Source organism: Rhodococcus koreensis (assembly GCF_900105905.1).
Lineage (GTDB): Bacteria > Actinomycetota > Actinomycetes > Mycobacteriales > Mycobacteriaceae > Rhodococcus_F > Rhodococcus_F koreensis.
Genome location: NZ_FNSV01000005.1, coordinates 8,976,467 through 8,995,927 on the forward strand (window position 1 = coordinate 8,976,467; position 19,461 = coordinate 8,995,927).

At 67.8% G+C, this 19,461-nt stretch carries 19 protein-coding genes and 2 pseudogenes; 9 read left to right on the forward strand and 12 right to left on the reverse strand.

Going from position 1 to position 19,461, the window contains the following annotated elements; genetic code table 11:
- Positions 1-3: 3 nt before the first annotated feature.
- Together BLV94_RS45700 and tnpA are read right to left on the reverse strand one after the other, a co-directional pair.
- A complete protein-coding gene (locus BLV94_RS45700) occupies positions 4-930 on the reverse strand; it encodes an LLM class F420-dependent oxidoreductase (RefSeq protein ID WP_072943518.1) in 927 nt (308 codons plus the stop codon).
- A 17-nt stretch (positions 931-947) separates the two neighbouring features.
- Positions 948-1,337, reverse strand: a pseudogene (tnpA, locus tag BLV94_RS45705) (IS200/IS605 family transposase); the annotation flags it as partial.
- Positions 1,338-1,381: 44 nt separating this feature from the next.
- Here tnpA and BLV94_RS45710 point away from each other — a divergent pair.
- Positions 1,382-2,438, forward strand: a pseudogene (locus BLV94_RS45710) (RNA-guided endonuclease TnpB family protein); the annotation flags it as partial.
- On the opposite strand, the gene BLV94_RS45715 reads toward BLV94_RS45710, so the two are convergent.
- Positions 2,417-3,232 carry an IS5 family transposase gene (locus BLV94_RS45715; RefSeq protein ID WP_072951830.1) on the reverse strand — a complete coding sequence of 272 codons (816 nt, stop codon included), beginning with the start codon at positions 3,230-3,232 and terminating at the stop codon, positions 2,417-2,419. The pseudogene BLV94_RS45710 and the gene BLV94_RS45715 overlap by 22 nt on opposite strands.
- 303 nt (positions 3,233-3,535) lie before the next feature.
- On the opposite strand from BLV94_RS45715, the gene BLV94_RS45720 reads away from it, so the two are divergent.
- Together BLV94_RS45720 and BLV94_RS48150 are read left to right on the forward strand one after the other, a co-directional pair.
- Positions 3,536-4,987 (forward strand): NF041680 family putative transposase, encoded by a 1,452-nt coding sequence (locus BLV94_RS45720; protein ID WP_244163818.1) that lies wholly within the window; start codon positions 3,536-3,538, stop codon positions 4,985-4,987.
- Complete coding sequence (locus tag BLV94_RS48150; protein ID WP_083395977.1) at positions 4,920-5,231, forward strand: zinc ribbon domain-containing protein; 312 nt, start codon at positions 4,920-4,922, stop codon at positions 5,229-5,231. The genes BLV94_RS45720 and BLV94_RS48150 overlap by 68 nt, the downstream gene beginning before the upstream one ends.
- A 215-nt stretch (positions 5,232-5,446) precedes the next feature.
- On the opposite strand, the gene BLV94_RS45730 is transcribed toward BLV94_RS48150, so the two are convergent.
- From BLV94_RS45730 to BLV94_RS45740, 3 genes are all read right to left on the reverse strand, one after another.
- Entirely contained in the window at positions 5,447-5,764 is a 318-nt protein-coding gene (locus tag BLV94_RS45730; RefSeq protein ID WP_072951282.1) for a chorismate mutase, read from the reverse strand.
- 136 nt (positions 5,765-5,900) lie between these two features.
- Entirely contained in the window at positions 5,901-7,301 is a 1,401-nt protein-coding gene (locus BLV94_RS45735; protein ID WP_072951284.1) for a phenylacetate--CoA ligase family protein, read from the reverse strand.
- Positions 7,302-7,381: 80 nt separating this feature from the next.
- Positions 7,382-8,095 (reverse strand): hypothetical protein, encoded by a 714-nt coding sequence (locus BLV94_RS45740; protein WP_072951288.1) that lies wholly within the window; start codon positions 8,093-8,095, stop codon positions 7,382-7,384.
- Between the two features lie 142 nt (positions 8,096-8,237).
- On the opposite strand from BLV94_RS45740, the gene BLV94_RS45745 reads away from it, so the two are divergent.
- Positions 8,238-8,846 (forward strand): hypothetical protein, encoded by a 609-nt coding sequence (locus BLV94_RS45745; RefSeq protein ID WP_072951290.1) that lies wholly within the window; start codon positions 8,238-8,240, stop codon positions 8,844-8,846.
- A 23-nt stretch (positions 8,847-8,869) separates the two neighbouring features.
- Here the strand turns inward: BLV94_RS45745 and BLV94_RS45750 are convergent, their stop codons facing one another.
- From BLV94_RS45750 to BLV94_RS45780, 6 genes are all read right to left on the reverse strand, one after another.
- Positions 8,870-9,451: a histidine phosphatase family protein gene (locus BLV94_RS45750; protein WP_072951292.1), complete on the reverse strand. Its 582-nt coding sequence runs from the start codon at positions 9,449-9,451 to the stop codon at positions 8,870-8,872.
- Positions 9,448-10,551, reverse strand: coding sequence for an ABC transporter ATP-binding protein (locus tag BLV94_RS45755; protein WP_072951293.1), 1,104 nt, complete (start codon positions 10,549-10,551; stop codon positions 9,448-9,450). The genes BLV94_RS45750 and BLV94_RS45755 overlap by 4 nt, the downstream gene beginning before the upstream one ends.
- 26 nt (positions 10,552-10,577) lie before the next feature.
- Positions 10,578-12,245, reverse strand: coding sequence for an ABC transporter permease (locus BLV94_RS45760; RefSeq protein ID WP_244163819.1), 1,668 nt, complete (start codon positions 12,243-12,245; stop codon positions 10,578-10,580).
- Positions 12,229-13,260: an ABC transporter substrate-binding protein gene (locus BLV94_RS45765; protein WP_072951295.1), complete on the reverse strand. Its 1,032-nt coding sequence runs from the start codon at positions 13,258-13,260 to the stop codon at positions 12,229-12,231. Before BLV94_RS45765 ends, BLV94_RS45760 begins: the two co-directional genes overlap by 17 nt.
- 44 nt (positions 13,261-13,304) lie before the next feature.
- Positions 13,305-14,768 carry a tyrosine-protein phosphatase gene (locus tag BLV94_RS48155; RefSeq protein WP_244163875.1) on the reverse strand — a complete coding sequence of 488 codons (1,464 nt, stop codon included), beginning with the start codon at positions 14,766-14,768 and terminating at the stop codon, positions 13,305-13,307.
- A 128-nt stretch (positions 14,769-14,896) separates the two neighbouring features.
- Entirely contained in the window at positions 14,897-15,796 is a 900-nt protein-coding gene (locus tag BLV94_RS45780) for a MurR/RpiR family transcriptional regulator (RefSeq protein WP_072951297.1), read from the reverse strand.
- Between the two features lie 424 nt (positions 15,797-16,220).
- Here BLV94_RS45780 and BLV94_RS45785 point away from each other — a divergent pair, with 424 nt between their 5' ends.
- The 5 genes from BLV94_RS45785 to BLV94_RS49065 all read left to right on the forward strand — a co-directional run bounded on the left by BLV94_RS45785 (position 16,221) and on the right by BLV94_RS49065 (position 19,448).
- Positions 16,221-16,892, forward strand: a complete 672-nt coding sequence (locus tag BLV94_RS45785) for a transglycosylase family protein (RefSeq protein WP_072951299.1) — start codon at positions 16,221-16,223, stop codon at positions 16,890-16,892.
- Positions 16,893-16,959: 67 nt separating this feature from the next.
- Positions 16,960-17,247 carry a hypothetical protein gene (locus tag BLV94_RS45790; protein ID WP_072951301.1) on the forward strand — a complete coding sequence of 96 codons (288 nt, stop codon included), beginning with the start codon at positions 16,960-16,962 and terminating at the stop codon, positions 17,245-17,247.
- Positions 17,248-17,378: 131 nt separating this feature from the next.
- Positions 17,379-18,215 carry an HpcH/HpaI aldolase/citrate lyase family protein gene (locus BLV94_RS45795; RefSeq protein ID WP_072951303.1) on the forward strand — a complete coding sequence of 279 codons (837 nt, stop codon included), beginning with the start codon at positions 17,379-17,381 and terminating at the stop codon, positions 18,213-18,215.
- Between the two features lie 91 nt (positions 18,216-18,306).
- Positions 18,307-18,777, forward strand: coding sequence for a helix-turn-helix domain-containing protein (locus BLV94_RS50105; protein WP_072951821.1), 471 nt, complete (start codon positions 18,307-18,309; stop codon positions 18,775-18,777).
- Complete coding sequence (locus BLV94_RS49065) at positions 18,666-19,448, forward strand: IS630 family transposase (RefSeq protein WP_208613706.1); 783 nt, start codon at positions 18,666-18,668, stop codon at positions 19,446-19,448. The genes BLV94_RS50105 and BLV94_RS49065 overlap by 112 nt, the downstream gene beginning before the upstream one ends.
- Positions 19,449-19,461: the final 13 nt, after the last annotated feature.

Below are 19,461 nucleotides of genomic sequence, written 5' to 3' on the forward strand. Positions count from 1 at the left end.
CCGTCAACTCTGTTCGCGGAGTCGACGGATCACGGGGGCGAACACCTCCAGATACGGTTCGTGGACGGTGACGTACGAGAAGCCGAAACGCTCCCGATGGCTCCGGAGTTGCTCGGTCATCTCCTCCACGGTTCCCACGAGGACGTACGGGGTGCCGAGGACGTCTGCCACCGACATGGTGCCGCCGAGCCGGTCCGCGATCTCGTTCGCCGCGGCCCGGCGGTCGTCCGTCTCGACGACCAACTGGACCAGTAGATGCCACTCGATGTCCTTGGCTCTCGCACCGGCGTGGTTCCGTACGAAGCGAATTCGCTCGGCCACCTCGTCCGCGGTGGCGAGGCGGAATGTGCCGGGGGGTCGCCCCGGAATCTGGAATGTGCCCGCGACACCGACGATGTCGGCGTGGGCGGCCGCGATCCGCAGCACGCGATCCCCGGTACCGCCGATGATCAGGGGTGGACCCGAGCCGCCGAATCCACGCCGCTGCAACGGTCGTGGCACAGTGCGGCCCTCGGGTAGCTCGTCGAAGTCCATGGTGAAGGACGTGCGGAGGCCGTCGACCATCTCCGACAACTGCTCGACTCGGCCGCCGAACGGCTTCCATTCGATACGCGCGGCGTCGAACTCCCACTTCATGTGCCCGGCACCGAGACCGACCTCGAGCTTTCCGTCGGTGAGGATGTCCGTCGTCGCGATCTCGCGAGCGAGCAGGGCGGCGTTCCAGAACGGTGCGTTGAGCACCAGAGTTCCGACCCGCAGTCCGGTGGCGCCGGCGACGGCCACCAGGAGGGGGAACGGTGCCGGGGCGCCGAGGTGGTCGGCGGCGAACACGGTGTCGTAGCCGGCGCTCTCGCCGTGACGGCATCGGTCGAGAAGGGCATCTCGGGAGTCGAAACCGAAAATGTTGAACGAGAATCGGAAATCGCGCATGGACTTCACCGGATTGATCAGAGGAAGCCTGGCCCTTGGGGGCCGGGAGGAAGCTGATTCTGTATTGCGCGATCGCGCGTAGCGGGGTCGCTTTCTTGTGTGGGTTCGGGTCGTTTCTGGTTGGTGATGTACTCGGCGACGATGGCGAGCGGGGCTCCGCCGGCGGAGGCGGCGAAGTAGGACGGTGACCAGAAGTGATTGCCCCACAGGTATTTCTGGATGTGGTCGGGGAACTCTTGGCGCAGGTATCGAGCGGAGACGCCCTTGAGGCTATTGACCAGGGTGGAGAGTTGCACGGTAGGTGGGTAGTGGATCAATAGGTGGACGTGGTCGGTTTCTCCGGTGAACTCGGTCAACGTTGCGCCGAACTTGTCACACACCTCTGCCATGATCTGCCCGCATCGGGTCGGTGACATAGACCAAAGAGTATCCGCAGGGAAAGGCGCAGGGTGTGAAGCGGATCGTTGTCGTGAAGCTGGCTCCCACCCCGGAGCAGTATGTGGCGCTGAAATCGACACTGGAGTTGTGCAATGCGGGGGCGAACATGGTTGCGCAGCTCGCGCACACCGCCGCTGATCGGCGCCCGTTCGCGCTGCAAAAGCAGGTCTATGCCCAGCTCAAGGCGTGCGGGTTGTCGGCGCAACCGGCGATCCGGGTCATCAAGAAAGTCGGCGGATGCGTACGCGACCCGGACAGCGAACCTGCGTAACGGGAATTACGGCACGCCGGGATCGACACGGTATGCGAAGGTGGCGGGTAAGGCGGTCGTGTTCCGTCAGGACGCGGGCCAACCGTTCGACGATCGGTGCTTGTCGTGGCAGATCGATCGATCGACGGTGTCGATCTGGACGAGCGCGGGCCGGATGCGCAACGTCGGATTCGTGTGCGCGCCGTGGCAGCGGACAATGCTCGCCGACCGCACAGGCGAGTCGGATCTGATTTTCCGGGACGGATGTTTCTACCTGCATGCAACCGTCGACACCGACGCACCGCAGCAGCTGGTCCCCGCCGACGACCCCACCGGGTGGCTGGGTGTGGACTTGGGGATCGTGAACCTGGCTGTGACCACCGCAGACGACCCGGCCGAACTCGACGTCCGGTGGTCCGGTGGTGCGGTCACCGCCCGCCGGAAAAAGAACGGAACCATCCGGTCCGCGCTGCAGAAGGTGGGGACCAGGTCCGCGAAACGGACACTGAAGAAACGGCGTAGGAAGGAGACTCGGTACGCCACCGACATCAATCATCAACTCTCGAAAACGATTGTTGCCCAGGCGCAACGCACCGGTCAAGGAATCGCGGTAGAAGACCTGTCGGGAATCCGGGACCGGGTACGGCTCGCACGCAGACAACGGCAACAATTGCACTCCTGGGCATACGCGCAACTGCGCGACCAGATCACCTATAAGGCGCACGCGGCAGGGGTGCCGGTGCAGGTGATCAACCCTCGCAATACCCGTAAGAGCGCGTCTGAGAACTCCGGGGTGAGTCACGCCGTGCGGGCGAGTCGGCGTGACAAGGTGGCGATCATGGCGATGTAGACCATCGCTTCGTGATGGTCGGGCCGCGTCTCGTAGTCACGGACACAGCGTCGGTGTTTACAGATCCAGGCGAAGGTTCGCTCGACTACCCAACGCCGGGGAAGAACCTTGAACCCTTTGACATCGTCGGTTCGCTTGACGACCTGAACTGTCAGGGACACAACCCGTTTCGACCATTCGATCAGCCGACCGGCATAGCCGCCGTCCGCCCACACCAGGCTGATCGTCGAGAATCGGGCACGCAACGCGGCCAGCAGTCGGATGGCACCGTCGCGGTCTTGAATCCCGGCCATGGTTACCACGACCGCCAGTAGCAACCCGTTGGTGTCGACCGCGATATGACGTTTGCGGCCGTTGATCTTCTTGCCCGCGTCGTATCCCCGGCTCGACCGGGCCACCGTGTCGGCACCCTGCACCGACTGGGAGTCGACGATCGCCGCGGACGGCAGCGGGTGTCGACCGCCCTGGACCCGCGCCCGATCACGTAACGCGTCGTGAATCCGCTGCCATACTCCCGCGCGGACCCAGCGGGCGAAGATCGCGTACACCGTGGTCGCGGGCGGGAACTCCGCCGGCAACTGCCGCCAGGCGATCCCACCTCGAACGACATAGAAGATTGCATCGAGTACGAGACGGCGGCAGTGTTTTTCGGGTCGACCACCGCTGCCGGTGGTGTTGCCGGGTGGCGGTAGTAGTGGTTCGAGAATCGCCCATTGAGCGTCGGTCACCGAGGATGACGAGTAGACCGCGCACCGATGCCCGATCCCCGGATCCGGGGTAGGGCATGACGGACACAGTGCGATGAGCGATGATGGCAAGTGAACTCCTGGTCGGGTCGTGGCGTAAGCACCTACTGACCTACCAGGAGTTCACCCATTCCTCACCAGTCACACGCCGATCACCCCGAGTTTTCAGATGCGCTCTAAGCTTGTCGTTTAACCACTGCCGTGGCGTGAGGCAGTTGGTGCTGGTGTTGTTCGGCGTGTCGCAGCGGCATGAGGCGACCACCGCCTGATCATCTTGAGGTTCCTTCCAGAGAACTTTCGAGACGAAGACAGGCGGTGGCCGTGAGTATCAGTGTGCCCGATCGGCGGGCGGTCGGGGAAGAATCGGTCCCCGATCCGCGTGTCGGCCTGGTGTCGTTCCGCGAAGAGTTCCACCGGTGTCTGCCGGCCCGAGGTGATGCTTTGTTCGAGTTGACCGATGCGCTGCTGTGTTCCGGCACCGCGGTTCGCACCCTGGTCGAGTTGTCACTGGCCGCCGAGCATCGGCGCGGTCACGGCGCCTTATACGACGCAATCAATTGCGGCCGAATAGATCTCGCTCGGCTGCGCCGCGCCCTCGGCGGACTGACGATCCCGCGTGATCGCGGCGGCCGGATCGTGTTGGCCGTCGACATCAGTGCCTGGTTGCGCCCGGATGCACCGACGAGTCCGCAGCGGGGGTTCTGCCACGTCTACGGCCGCGGGAAGAATCAGGCACAGCTGATCCCGGGGTGGCCGTACTCGTTTGTCGCCGCCCTCGAGACCGGCCGTACCTCGTGGACGACGGTGCTCGACGCGGTCCGCCTGCGCCCCGACGACGACGAAACCGTTGTGACGGCCACCCAGGTGCGTGAAGTGATCACGCGGTTGCGCGACGCCGGGCACCACCGCGACGGCGACCCGGACATTCTGCTGGTGTTCGACGCCGGGTACGAGCTGGCCCGGCTGGCGTTCGTGCTCGCCGATCTCCCGGTTCAGGTGCTGGGTCGGATGCGTTCGGACCGGGTGCTGTGCTTCCCGGCGCCGCCACCGGGCCGTACCGGGCGCCCACCCCGGCACGGTTCCGACTTCAAATTCGCCGACCCCCAGACCTGGCCCGAACCCGAGACCACCACCAGCACCGACACCGATCGCTACGGAACAGCCACCGCTGCGGCGTGGAATCGGTTGCACCCGAGGCTCGTCCATCGTGGCTCGTGGGCGGACCACCCGGGACCGCCGCCGATCGTCGAAGGCACGGTGATCCGGCTGACGGTCGATCACCTGCCCGGGGACCGGCATCCCAAACCGGTGTGGCTCTGGTACTCACATCCTGGTGCGGGAACCGCCGATATCGACCGATTGTGGCAGATGTTTCTGCGGCGCTTCGACCTCGAACACACGTTCCGTTTCTTCAAGCAGACGTTGGGGTGGACCGCCCCGAAGCTCCGCAGCCCCGAGGCGGCCGACCGCTGGACCTGGATCGTGCTGGTGGCCTACGCCCAACTCCGGCTCGCCCGTCCTCTGGCCGAGGACCTACGCCGCCCGTGGGAACGGCCTGTCCCACCAACACGATTGACGCCGGCACAGGTTCGTCGAGGGTTTTCGCGCACCCGCGCGACGATGCCTGTTCCGGCCAGTGCACCGAAACCCAGTCGACCCGGACCCGGACGCCCACCCGGATCGAAAAACACCCACCGCGCACCGCATCACCACGTGGGCAAACGCGCCGAAACCAAAGCTAGAAAACCCGTCGGGGCCGCCTGCCCAGGTTAAAGATCAAGCTAAGACGTGCCACCGCTGCGGGCACTGCGACACCGCGAACAGGCACAGTCAAGCACTGTTCCGGTGCCGCGGCTGCGGATGGACCGGTCACGCCGACCATAACGCCGCCGCCAACATTGCCGCACTCGGGCACGACAACTACCGGGCCGCCCAATCAACCGTGCCTAAAGCAGCCACCCCTCTCACAGCCAGTGAGAACGTGAGCAGCAAACCCGCGTCCTTCAGGACAGGGTAGTTGATGATGCACCCGAAGTGGCTCTGCCGGTGCCGAATGCGATGGGTGAACGCCGCAACTTCAGTGTCGCGAATATGATGCCTGCCACATCTGGCCCGGGTTTCCCCACGTGACGGCGCTGAGTCGCCCCGGACAGGCGAACAGTGCCCAGCGTCGCGAAGACTGCTGGGCACTGCTCTCGCGATCGGTGTCGACCGAGGTGAGTGTCGGTGCGGCTACCGTGTTCGGTACGTCGACGAAAAGGGTGGCCGCGCCAGCCGGAGCAATTCCAGCGCCAGCAGCGAACCTCGGGGGCCCAATTCGTCCTGATAGCGGCGGATCACGTCGGTCTCCCCGCCGAGCGCGACCATCGGTGCACCGGACTCGACCCGGGTACGAGCCGCGAGCTGTGCGAGAACGAGGCGGCGATGGACCGCGTCCAGGATCTCCGCGTCGAGGCGGGCGATCTCGGCGTGAACGCGATTCAGATCCGTGCCGTCGGAGACTGCGCCTGTGGCGTCTTCGCTGACTGCCCCGAAATCACTGTCCGTCATCGTTGCTCCTCGACTGGGTGACCGTGTACGACCATCGTCGGACGGGAGCGGCCGCAGCGACAGACACCCTGGGGTGAGGAATGGCGACCCCTGTCCGGCCCGGCCGACCGGGCGGGTGCCGCGAACCGACTGCGCGCTACCGCAGTGCGATGAACCGCTGCAGTTTCCCGCTCGCCTGATGGCGCTGCAGGTGGTCGACGACCTCGATCCGGACCTGCGGATCGGACAATCCTTGCCGGCGCAACGCCCCGGCGACAGCCGACGTCAGCCGGGCGACGTCGGGGTCGCCGACCGCGAAGATGTCCGCACCGTCGACGGTCTGCCTGACCTGGTACTCGGAGACACGCGGATCTGCGCCGAGGACGTAACGAAACGTGCTCGCGGGCACCGTCTTCGTCCCGTATCGGAAATCGTCGTCGCGCCGCCCGCCGATGTCGGCGACGCGCACGAAGGCACTTCCGCACGGGCAGGTGCCGGGGAGCAACGTGACCTGATCGCCGAGGTCGTAGCGGATGAAGGGAAACGTCCGGTTGGCCAGGCCCGTGGCGAGTGTTCGCGCGGCCGGCGCATCGGCGGCGACCGGGGTGCCACTGTCGTCGACGCGTTCGAGCACGACCTCGTCCTCGCACACGTGCAGTCCCTCGCCGTGTCCGCAACCCACTGCCTGCACGCCGATCTCGGTCGACCCCCACAGGTTGTGGATCGGCACCGACCAGGCTTCGCCGATGGCCTGCCGATCCTCATCCAGCAGTGGCTCGGAGTTGGTGCTCACCCGGACGGGGTGAACCTGCAGACCGCCGGCCAAGGATGCTCGGGCGAGCCGTCCGATCACCGACGCATATCCGACCAGGTGCGTGGGGCGAGCCGCGGCCACGGCGGCGACGATTTCGTCGAACGGTGCGCCTGCCGGGATCACAACGGTCTCCATCCCCGGTGCGGTCGGCACATCGAACAAGGGGGTGCTCGCGTGCGGAGGGACACCGGCCGCGAGCACGGCGAGGCGCGAAGGAGACTGCACCGGCGCCCGCCGTTCCTCCCGCGCCTGCATCCGCCAGGCCAGGCACGCGGCCGACACGGAGAACTGCCAATCCCAGACATACACGCCGCGGACACCACTCGACCCACCCGAGCTGAAGATCTGTGCGTCGCCCGGGGTGTACGAAAACCATTGCTGCTCGGCCAGAATCCGTTCGGCACGCTCGCGATCGAGGTCACGAGTGGTGACGATCGCATCCCACTTGTCCTGCGCGTCCTGCTTGGTCATCATCGGCAGCGACGCCAGGTCGGCGACCGTGGCCGTCGACGGATCGAGACCACGAAGCCGCCGGGCGTGAAACGGCGACCGCTCACGGGCGTGCGAGAGCAGGGCCCGCAGCCGTGCGGTCCGGTAGCGCTCGATCTGTTCTCGCGGCCAGTCCAGGCGTCGCGTGTGGTCCTCGAGGGCCGCCTGAACCGCATTCAGCTGGCCGGCGCGCACACGCGCGTACGCCGTGTGCCCCATGTCGTCCGGAGCATCTCCGGGTACCGATCGGGACATGACGCCCTCCGCATCAGGGTGGTCCGGCGCATCACTGTCGTCCGTGCAAATTCGAGTCTTGCACAGCGGGGTGTCGACCGTCAGCGTGTGCGAATCTTCCGCAGAAGACGCGTCAGCGTTCGGGCGTCCCGCCACCCGAACGACGTGCGGTCCGTGGCACGTCGTTGGAGCATGTCCACGATCTGCGCGGGAACGGCGACTCGGTGCCGCACCGCACTGTCCACGACCTCGAGGACCGCGCGGTGTGGCCGGTCGTCCTCGAGCGCAAACCCCGCATCGTGCACAGCCTCGGGAGGCAGTGCCGGCCGCAACGCGGCGACCACCTCGTATGCGAACGCGTGGAAATCCTCCCGGCCGGAGGCGTTGGTGAACGTGACGGTGGCGATCGACCCGAGAAGTTCGCTCTCGCGGGCCAGGCGGGGGAGTTGTCGCTGCCAGTCGGGCGCGGCCGTGATTCCGGCTCCGGCGATCACGCCGACCGCACCGAGTGCGCGAACGTGTTCGAGCCACCCGTGCGGAGGCACGACGACAACATCGAAGAGAACGTCCGTGTCGTCCTCGATCAACAGGGTGCGTCCGTCGGCCGAGCGCAACGACAGCACGGCCGACGTCAGGTCGTCGACGCCGTCGAAGACAGGGCTGGGGTCCCGCCACCCGCGCCCAGCCAGGTTCTGCAACAACGTATGCCGCGATCCGCGCTGGACGTCGTAGTCCAGCGCCACCATCGGTGTACCCCGTCGGTCCGCTGCGGGCGCGTGGTAGATGGCGACGGCGGCGACTGCTGATTCCCCCATGGATCGTTACGATGCCACAGAAAAAGTCCGACTGGAAGGTTTTGTTCGCGCTTTCGGCGCGCCGTTGCCCTATCCCGCGTCCACTCGTGCGACCGCCCCGGTCGTGCTTGCGGTGCGTCGGCGGCTTTGGAAACCTCGGAGTATGGGAGGTTTCATCGCGCAGCACGCGGCCGCTGTCACCAGCCTGGCCTTCGTGGTTGCCGGCCTCGCAGTCCTCGTGGGTCGCCGGCGCGACGCGCCGTCCATCACCTACGGCCTGCTCATCGTCGCGGTCGGTGTCGGGTCGCTCGTCCAGCACGGACCCGACCCTCCGTGGCAGGGATACGCGCACGACATCCCGATCGCGACGTTGCTCGCGTACATCGCCGTCGACGCCGCGTCCGATCGGTTCGGCCGACGGCTGTCGCCGGTGTGGTGGCTCGTTGTTTCGCTCCTGATGATTCCCACCGTGGCTGCCGGCCCGACGGCGTCGACGATCGTGCAGGCATTCCTCGCCGCGGCCGCGGTGGGACTCTGCCTCGAACGCGCCCGCGTCCGACCGGAGTTGCGGCGCACGACGATCGTCGCGGCAGTGCTTGTCGCGTCCGGCGCGCTGCTCGGCGCCGTGGGCGACCGGACGCCGATCTGCAGGCCGGGTACTCTCCTGCCGGGCCACGCGCTGTGGCACGTGCTCGCCGCCGCCGGATTGTGGCGGCTTGAACCCATGATCGGTTCGTCGGCCGATACGACGGTGAGACGGCGCAGGTCATGACGCTCGGCGCCCGGAGTGAAGGACTACGCAGGGTCCGCGACACCGTGAAAGACGGTGCGGTTGACCGACACGACCCGCCACCCTCCCGCCCATTCGATCTCGCAGACCGCGCCGTTGACGATGCGCGGCACCACCGTGTCGGACAGGTCACCGAGTACCGCGCGGATGAGCGCCCCGTGCGTGATCACTAAGACTCGGCCGTCGGGGTAGGTCCCGGCGATCGCGCCGAGGGCGCGGCAACCCCGCGCCGAGACCGATTGCAGTGACTCGAGGTCCGGGAAGGCGCCGTCCGGCCACCGACGCTCGGCGTCCTCGCGGGTCAGCCCTTCGGCGGCGCCGTAACTTCGTTCGGCGAGTCCGGAATGCGTTCCCGTGACACCGATCCCGAGGTATTCCGCGATGATCCGGCCGGTGCCGACCGCGCGAGACAGTGGGGAGGTGACCACCGTGTCCCACGCCTCGGCTTCGAGTATCCGCGCGGTATCGCGAGCCTGCCCGCGGCCGACGTCGTCGAGCGGTACGTCGGTGTGGCCCTGCAACAGCCCCCGCCGGTTCCAGTCGGTGCGGCCGTGGCGGACCAGCGCCAACCGGGTCGTCTCGCTCATCGCCGCGATCCGGCGAGCGCCGCCGCACTGGGAGCGGGCACGTCGGCCTTCGTCGGGGCCGGGTAGAACAGGGCTCGGCGGATCGTCAGCCGGACGCGGTCGCCGACCACCGGCCGGGTTCCGCGGACCGCACACCGGAATTCGGCGCCGCGGCAGGACACGACGACGTCGCTTGCCTCGCGCCCGAAGAGCGACGACATCACGATCCCCTGGGTAGTACCCGCGCTGTCCGTCGACGTCACCTCGATGTCGGAGGGCAGCACGGCGAGGATGCCGGTTCCGGATGACATGTCCGCCAGCCGATCCCGACCCACGTGCACACCGCCGTCGGCGCTCGAGAAGCCATGGTCGGACACGGTGCCGGGCAGCAGGTTCGCGTCCGAGAGGAACTTCGCGACAAACGCCGAGCGTGGTCGCTGCACGAGTTCCTCCGGTGTCCCGACCTGCTGAATCCGCCCGCCGTCGAGCACGACGACCCGGTCGGCGAGGGCGAGGGCCTCGGCGCGATCGTGCGTGACATGCACGACCGTCAGGTTCTGCGCGCGGGTGAGGGTGCGCAATTCCAGACGCAACCGATCGCGCAGCGGTTCGTCCAGCGCGGACAGCGCCTCGTCGAGCAGCAGCGCGCGGGGCTGCGCCACCAGCGCCCGGGCGAGCGCGACACGCTGGCGCTGCCCACCGGACAGCGTCGCCGGATCACGCTTCGCCAACCCGGGCAGCCCCACCAGATCGAGCACGTCCGCGACCCGCTCGGCGCGCCGGGCGCGCGGCACCTTGGCAACCTCGAGCGGGTACGCGACGTTACGCCCGACGCTCCGGTGCGGCCAGATCGCATGCTGCTGGAACACCATTCCCAGTCCACGCTTGTCGGGGGGCACGGCGCGGGTGCCGTCGGCGACGACCTCGTCGCCCAGCCGCACGAGCCCCACGGTGGGGGCGAGAAACCCGGCGACCGTGCGCAGCAGGGTGGTCTTACCCGAACCCGACGGTCCGACGAGTGCGACGAACTCACCGTCGCGGACGTCCAGGTCGATACCGGACAGTCCCGCGGTGCCGTCGGGGTAGCGGAGGTCGACACCGGTGAGGGTGATCGCGGACATGAAGAGGACTCCGATCTGTGGAGTGGTCAGCGCCCGGCGCGGGTGCCGGCGAACAGGCCGAGACCGACGATGCCGACGAGCGCGACGAGCAGGGACAGCGCGGACGCGGCGTTGTAGTCGCCGGCCTGCTGCAGGTTGAAGATGGACACCCCGAGAGTCTGGGTGCCGGGTGCCACCAGCAGCACCGACATGGTCAGCTCGCGGACCGCGGTCAACGCCACCAGCACACCGCCGGTCGCCGCGGCAGGCACGGTCATCGCCACCGGCACGTCCCGCAGCGTCCGCAGGCGGGACGCGCCGGATGCGCGTGCCGCCTCCTCCAGCGACGTGGGGGTGGTGGACAGCGGTGCACGCACCGCCTGCACGACGATCGCCAGGAACGCGGTGACATAGGCGCACAGGATCACCCAACGAGAGTCGAACAGGCCCGTGTAGCGGCCGACGATCAGCCAGCCCACCGCGATGACCAGTCCGGGCACCGCCTGCGGCAGCATGGCGAGAAGATCGAGGCTCGTGTTGTCCCGCGACCGGGTGCGGGTGGTGAGCACTCCGATCACCAGGCCTGCGACAGCGCACACGACTCCCGCGCCGACGGCGAGGAGGAGCGAATTCTGCACGCCCATTACGGTGCCCGGTGCGGTCACGGCAGCCACGATGCTCTCGAGTGTCAGGTTGTCCCAGGTCAGCGGCACGCCCGGGGTGGGGAGCAGCGCCTGGGAGGCGAGCGTGAGGAGCGGAAGCCCCGTCAGCGCGAGACCGACGGTCCAGGCAAGTGCACCGGTCGGGATGCGGGCACCGCCGAGCGGCAACGGTTGCTGGGCGGTGACCGGACCGTCGAGTTGCCTGCTGCGCCGAGACAGTCGCCGATCGACGAACACCGCGAGGACGGCGAGTATCAGCAGCACGATCCCGATCGTGGAGACCACCTCGAGCGGCCGGTCCACCGTGCCGGACTGGATGTAGCGGTACACCATCGTCGACAACGTCACGTATCGCTCCGGCAGCCCGATCAGGGCAGGAATCCCGAAGTCGGCCAGGTTCGACACCGCGGTGAGGGTGAACGCGGCGAGCAGGGCGGGACGCAACAGCGGCAGCGTCACGGTGCGCATCGCGCGCCACGGGGAGGCACCGCCGATCCGGGCGATCTGCTCGAGGTCGCCCGGCACCTTCCGCAGCGCCGCCGCGATGATCAGATACGCCAGCGGGTACGCGTGCACCGTCAGTAGGAAGACGACGCCGTCACCGCCGTAGATGTTCCACAACGGACCGCCGAACCGTTCCCCCCAGAACCGATTCGCCAGGCCGCTCGGGCCGAGGAGGCCGGTCCACGCGATCGCCCCGACGAACGGCGGGATCAGCAACGGCGACAACAGGATCAGGCGCAGAACGCCGCGGCCGGGCAGATCGGTTCGGTCGAGCAGCAACGCCATCGCGGTCGCGAGAACCACCGCGAACACCGCAGACAGGCCGGCCGAGACCACGCTGTGGGTCGCGGCGCCGACGATGTCGTCGTCGATCAGTTGCGCAATGTGGTTGCCGCCGAGCCCGAGTGACACGACCGTGGCGAGCGGCGCGACGATCACGGCGGCGACGAACAACCACAGCGCCACCCGCACGGCCCCGACGGGATCGAACCGCCGCCCGGGCAGGACCCGGGCGGCGGGAGAGGATGCGGACCTAACCGACGAGACCATTGAACTTCCGGACCGCGTCGTCCTGGATCTTCGTGATCTCCTGCAGATCCGGGGTGAGCAACGCCAGGTCGGCCAGTGCCGGTGCCCCGTCCGGGGTGCCGACGTCGCCGCGCACCGGCAGGTACTGCTGTTTCACGGCGAGTTCCTGACCCTGCTTGCTCACGAGGAAGTCGACGAACTTGCGCGCCGCCTCGGTGTCGTCCGAACCGGTGAAGATGCCGGCCGGCTGCGAGATGTACGGAATGCCGTCTGTGGGATAGGCCAGCGCGATCGGCGATCCCTTCGCCGCCAGTTCCCGTACCAGGTAGTCGACGACGATGCCCACCGGCTGCGTTCCGGCCGCGACGGCCTGCCCGACCGGCCCGTTGCTCTCGGCGACCACCGGGTCGTTGGCGGCCAGGGCCTCGAGCCAGCTCTCGCCGAGTTCGGGCGTGCTGAGCCACACCGCGGTGTTGAACGCGGCGGCACCGGACACGTCGGGATTCGGCAGCGTGATCTGGCCGCGGTACTTCGGGTCGGCCAGGTCCTTCCACGCGGTGGGAGGCGCGTCGACTGCCGTGGTGTTGTAGGCGATCACCGTCGGGATGATGCGGGTGCCGATGTAGTAGCCGTCCGGATCGACGACGTCCGGATTCAGTGCGTTCACGTCGGCGGGGGTGTACGGCTGCAGCAGACCCTCGGTCTTGTAGCTCTCGAAGGTCGGGGCGTCGGCCGCGAGCAGAACGTCGGCGCCGATCGTGCCGGTGGTGCGTTCGGCCTCGATGCGGGCGGTCAGGTCGCCGGTGCCCGCGCGGAACACCTCCACGTCGATGCCCGTCTCCGCGGTGAATGCGGCGACGAGCGCGTCGATCTTGGCCTGCGGTTCGGAGGTGTACACCGTCAGGGTCCCGGCGCCGCTGTCGGCGTTGCCGGTCTGTTCGGCGTCGGGTGCGGCGGGCTCGGAGCACGCGGCGAGGGTGAGCGCGGCGACCGTGCCGAGCGCGGCAGCCGATACGAGGCGGGACAGGGTTTTCACGAATTCTCCTGGTCGAAGGGGGATGAGGGGATGACGAGGTCGGTTCAGGATGCGGCGGCAGTGAGCGTGGGGTTCGACCGGAACAGCACGTCGGGGGTGTGCAGGGGAATCGGCAGCGCGCTGACTCCGTGCCGGGAGCAGCGGACTATCGAGTACATCGGGGCGTCGAACCCGATGACGGTGTCGGCCGGCGTCCCGGTGTCCTGCAGGTAGGCGAGCGAACCACCCACCCATACCGGGATCCCGGCGAACACCCCGCTCATCGGGTGGTGGAAATGGCCGGCGAGGATCGCCACGACGTCGGAATCGGCGAGCGCCGCGGCAAGTTCCTCCGGGGCCGCGAGTTCACGTCCGGCGAGCGTGGCCGCGGGCGACGGCACCGGCGGGTGGTGCAGCGCCAGGACCGTGCCGTTCGGTGCGGGCGAGCGCAACTCGGAACGCAACAGGTCCAGATCCTCCCGCGACACCGATCCCGCCGCGGTGTCGAGCCCGATCACCCGGAAACCGTGCACGTGTTCGACCGGGTTCCGTCCGAAAACCGCTGCAAAGCGGCGTGGTTCGTCGTGGTTTCCGGGGACGACGACCACCGGGCACCTGAGTCGGCCGCGCAGCTCGTCGAATACCGAGGCGAGAGCCGGGTAGCTCGACCCGTCGCGGTGGTGTGACAGATCTCCGGTGACCACGACGACGTCGGGACGCAGCGTCGACGATTCGACGCGGTCGGCGACCCGTCGCACCCGGGCAATCCCGTCGACGCGGGAGTGGAGCGGCGCGGACGCGGAGGCGTGCACGTCGCTCAGGTGCAGCACGGTGAGGGTGGTGGCGTCGAGCAGTCGTGTGCGCAGAGCGGCGAGGTCGTTGTCCGTGAATCCCTGGGCACGAAGGTAGTTCGTCATGGTTCCATGCCGGGAACGGACGTGGGTGAGGGCGCCGGCTAGTACCGACGGCGGCGAATCCAGGTGCAATTCGAGGGCGCGGGCGTGCTCGGCCGAGTCGAGTGCCAGCTCCGTCAACAGGCGCCGTACCGCTTCCTCGCGGTGGGGCCGCACCTGCGTTCCGGACCGGGCGTAGTCGTCGAGGATCACGGCGTCCGGCACACCCACCTCCGCGAGCGCCAGAGCGACGAGCAACCCGGTGCGGTCCTTACCAGCGGTGCAGTGCACCAGCACCGGGGCCGGGGAGCATGCGAGCGCGCGCAGCGCTTCCACGAGTGCGCCGCCACGGTCGTCGAGCAGGGATTGGTATACGTGGGCGATGTCGCCGGCCTGCGGTGGCCCCGTGCGCGGGTCGTACAGCGGGTGGTGAGCCACCGTCCAGTCGCCGGTCGTGTCGGCCGTGGCGCGTTCGGTGGCGTCGCGCAGATCGATCACCGTGCGGATGCCGTATGCGCACAGCATGTCCCGGCCCTCGGTGTGGAGGTGGTCGAGCGCCGCGGAGCGGAACAGTGTGTGCGGCATCAGTCCGGGGCCCGCCACCGCCCGCATGTTGAACGTGCCGGCCACCTCCATCGATTCCACGACTCATCCTTCGTCACTCAACGTTCCATCTGTTGCGGAACGGCGTTCCGTCGGTGACATCGTGTGGGGCGGGATTGAACAGGTGGGACCGCGAATCGGAACAACGGGCGGCGGGAACGCTAACAGTCGATCATGTTCCGGTTGCCGCACTCGTTCGTATGACCCGGTTCGTCGGGAAGTGAATCGCTGAGTGCGTCCGCGACGACGTCACGTGCTCCGGTGTCGTCCGCCTGCTGCTCGGGATGGCCGAGTACCGCGCGCTGCAGGGCATACAGGATCGTGAACTGGCTGATCCGCGCCGAGAACGAATCCGCCTCGTTCTCGTGAACGCCTGCGCCTGCCCACAAGACGTGGTCGGAGAGCCGGGTCAGCGGGGTAGTGGAGTAACTCGTGATCGCCACGACCGATGCGCCCCGGTCACGCGCCGCCGCGCACGCCCGCAAGGTGTGGGTGTTCGCACCGGAGTAGCTGACGGCGAGACATACGTCCCGGTCGGTGAGCAGCCGCGCCGAGAACTGCTGCCCCAAGATGTCGAGCGGCGCCTCCACACTGCGACCCGCGGTGGTGAAGCGCAAGGCGGCATCCTGGATCGGTGGGGACGAGAATCCGTTGCCCACCAGCAGGATCCGCCGGGCCCGCACGATCAGGTCCACGACGGCGGCGAACCCGGCGGGATCGATGGTCGCGCGAGTTGCGGCGAGCGCCTCGGCGGCGGCCCCGAACGCCGTGTCCACCGGGGTGGCCGCCGCCCACTCGGGATCCGGTGTCACACGGGCCAGTTCGAGCCGAAGGTGCTGGAATCCGCGGAATCCCAGTCGCTGGCACGCCCGCACCACCGTCGCCGGGGACGTACCCGACGCCGCCGCCAGTTCCGCCGTCGACAACTCCACCACCGCCGCGGGCTCGGCGAGCACGGCCCGCGCGACTCGCTGCTCCCCGGGGCCCAGAGTGGCCAGGCCGGCGCGCAACCGCGCCAGGGTGGTGCTCGAGCGCCACGGATCGGCTGAGGAATGCGACATGTCGGCACTGTCCTGTTCGTCCCCGCGCCGGTGGACTCCGGCGGTGTCGGGATCGTCAGGGTAGCCAGTCCACCGCCACCGTCGAAGGACGGGAGCGTGCGTTCACTGCACCGTCATCCAGCATTCGCATACCTGTTCAACAGATGTCGGAATTGTCACGACATGGACTCGAACGGGTATCGAAACCTCAGAACTGCACAATTTTCACTCGCGTTTCTCAATAGTCGAACATCCGTACCTTGTTCATGCCGTGTGAATTTCGGGAGGAGGCCACGTTCGGGGGCCCGCCGCTGCAAATCTGCCGACGCGGGTTCGTGATCCCGACACCTTCGAGGCGCGGGACGAGGCACCGAAAGGATGGCCGGCAATCGACGTGTCGTCGCCGGCATGCCGCGTCCGCAAGCGCGGAGAGGATTGAGCCAGCATGACCACTCGCAACATGGAGAAACGCACGTTCGGCTGGATCGCCCTGATCGGCGCGGCCGCCACCATTCTACTGGGGCTGGGCGCGGGAACCGCGTTCGGCGCGCCGCACGACTGGGAAGAAGTCGCAGAGTGCGAAAGCGGCGGCGACTGGACCACCGACACCGGAAACGGGTTCTACGGCGGATTGCAGTTCACACCGGAAACCTGGAAATCCCACGGCGGAACAGGAGTGCCCTCGGAAGCCAGTCAGGCCGAGCAGATCCGGGTCGCCGAGAACGTATTGAAAACCCAAGGCCCCGGCGCGTGGCCGGTGTGCGGCCAGTATCTGAAAAAGGGTGGCACAGCGCCCGTCGAGGTACCCCCCGTCACCAAGGCGCCCGCACCGGCAATCGAGACTCCCGACCCCGTGGAGACGCCGGATGCAGTGGAGACGCCGGATGCAGTGGAGACGCCGGACGCAGTGGAGACCCCTGATGCCGTCGAAACCCCCGATCCCGCGGAGACTCCCGACGCTGTCGAGACGCCCGCACCGGTCGAAGCGCCTGCGACAGCCGAGGATCCCGCGACGGTGAAGGCGGCCGCTCAGGAGGCCCTGGACAGAGCCCGCGCGCTCGCCGCGCAGAACGGGTCGAGCGAGGTGTTCGAGGAGAGGGCCGCAGCACCGCGGTAACGTCCGACGCTTCTTGTGCGAACTAACCACACAGAACTGTCGTGTCGTCGCCTACGAAGGAGCTCTCGTGCAGAAGAAGTCCGCCCGGCGTGCCGCAGCACTGGCCGGGATACTGGCCGCACCTCTCGTCCTCGGAGCCACCGTCGGCGCCGGTACCGCGAGTGCCGAACCGTGGCACGTCGGACCCGTCTACCGTGCCGAGACGTCCGGCGAAGGCGCGGAGTACTTCTGCGGGAAGGCCGCGGCGCTCGAACAGACGTCCGGGGTCGTGATCGTGCCGTGTACGTTCGACTCGGTCACCGCCGTCTGGTACCGCGTCGTCTTCAACCCGGCCAATTGGGGCTTCGACTTCTGAGCCGGACCGGACGGGTCGGGCGCCGCACCTGACGAAGCGGTGCCCGAACCCCTTCGCTGCACTCCGCTTCGTCGAGTGTGCCGCCTCCCGGTGAAGCGCAGACTCCTCGGTATGGCCGAGGAAAAAACAGCATGAGTGTCGAGACAGCCCAGCACAGCGAGATCGACCTCGCGATGTCGCGAAGTTGGCTTCTGGTTCCTGCGGTCGGGAGCGAGGTCTTCGCCGCGGCGGCGGACTCCGGCGCCGATGCGCTGATCCTCGACCTCGAGGACGGCTTGCCGTTCGCCGCGAAGGATGAGGGTCGTGCCTGCGCCGCCGGATGGCTCGAGCGGAATCCGGGTTGGGTGCGGATCAACGACGTAACCACCCCGCACTGGCGGCGCGACCTCGACGCGATCCGGGGCCTGCCCGGGCTGCGCGGGCTGATGCTGTCGAAAACCGAAGCACCCGCACAGGTCCGGGACACCGCCGCGGAGATCCCCGGTGTCCCGCTGGTCGCCCTCATCGAATCGGCGGAGGCCGTCGTCGCCGTGGACGACATTGCTCGCACCGCTCCCGTCACCCGGCTCGCGTTCGGGATCGGCGACTACTGCCGCGACACCGGCGCCGGACGAACCCCGATGGCGTTGGCATACGCCCGGTCCCGGCTCGTCAACGCCAGCCGGGCAGCCCGGATCGCGGCTCCGATCGACGGGCCGACGCTGGCGCAGAGCGCCGAGATCGTCCGGGACGACACTCGACTTGCCCGCGAGATGGGGATGACCGGAAAACTGACGCTCGCGAACGAGCAGGTACCCGTGATCAACACCGCGATGGCGCCGGACTCGGACGACATCTCCTGGGCCGAGTCGACGATCGAGCGACTGGGCCCGGACGGTAGCCATGTCACGCACGGCGGGCATCCGCCGCAACTCGCCCGTGCCCACGACATCCTCCGTCGCGCGCACCACTTCGCAGCGCGGGCCTAGTAGCGTGTCGCTGCTTAGTTCCGGCCTGTTTTCGTTGCAAGGTTGTGGCGGCAGACTTCCCCTTCCCCTCTGCCGGTCAGGACTGTTGTCAATGCCTTCGCAGAAGAAGCGTCCGGTGACGTTGAGCTCGGCTGATCGTGAGTTCTTGGAACGGTTGACCACCACCGGGGTGCATCCGGCCTCGATGATCCGGCGGGCCCGGGTGTTGCTGGCACTGGACACCTCGGTCGGGGCGGTCGATGAGAAGAAGGTGATCGCAGCACGGTTGGGGGTCTCGGGTGAGACGGTGCGGCTGGTGGCCAAGCGGTTCGCTGAAACCGGTCAGGACGTGGAGGCCACGATCGGGCGCAAGCAGCGTGACCTGCCACCGGTGCCGTCGCAGATCACCGGGGAGGTCGAGGCCAGGTTGATTGCGTTGGCTTGCTCGACGCCGCCGGAGGGTCATGCCCGGTGGTCGCTGCGATTGCTGGAGAAGCACGTCGCCCTGGTCGAGGACATCCCAGACCTGGACCACTCGACCATCGGCCGGATTTTAAAAAAACGAAACTTCGTCCTCACCTGAAGAAGTGCTGGACCATCCCACCAAAAGCGAACGCGGAGTTCGCAGCCCGGATGGAAGATGTTCTGTCGGTCTACGCCCGCCCCCACGATCCCTCACGCCCGGTGGTGTGTATGGACGAGAAGCCCTACCAGTTGCTGGCCCATGCTCGCGACCCGATCCCTGCAGCCCCGGGCCGCGACCGGCGAGAGGATTCGGAGTACGTGCGGCACGGGACCTGCTCGATCTTCTGCTGGGTCGAGCCCCTGGCCGGCTGGAGGCGTGTCGATGCCCAGCCCCGGCGCACCAAGATCGACTGGGCCCGGCAGGTCAAAGAGCTTCTGTGCGTGGACTACCCGGACGCGGAGACAGTGGTGCTGGTGATGGACAACCTCAATACCCATGGCATCGGATCGCTCTACGAGGCCTTCGAGCCGGCCGAGGCGTTCGCGCTCGCGCAGCGACTCGAGATCCACCACACCCCCAAACACGGCTCGTGGCTAAACATTGCCGAGATCGAACTCTCGGTGCTGACCCGCCAGTGCCTGGACCGTCGCATCGAGGACCTCGAGACCCTGGGCGCCGAACTCGCCGCCTGGCAACGACAGACCAACGCCGATCAACGCCAGGTCCAGTGGCACTTCACCACCGACGACGCCCGCATCAAACTCCGCCACCTATATCCCAACACTTAGTGGCGACGGTCTA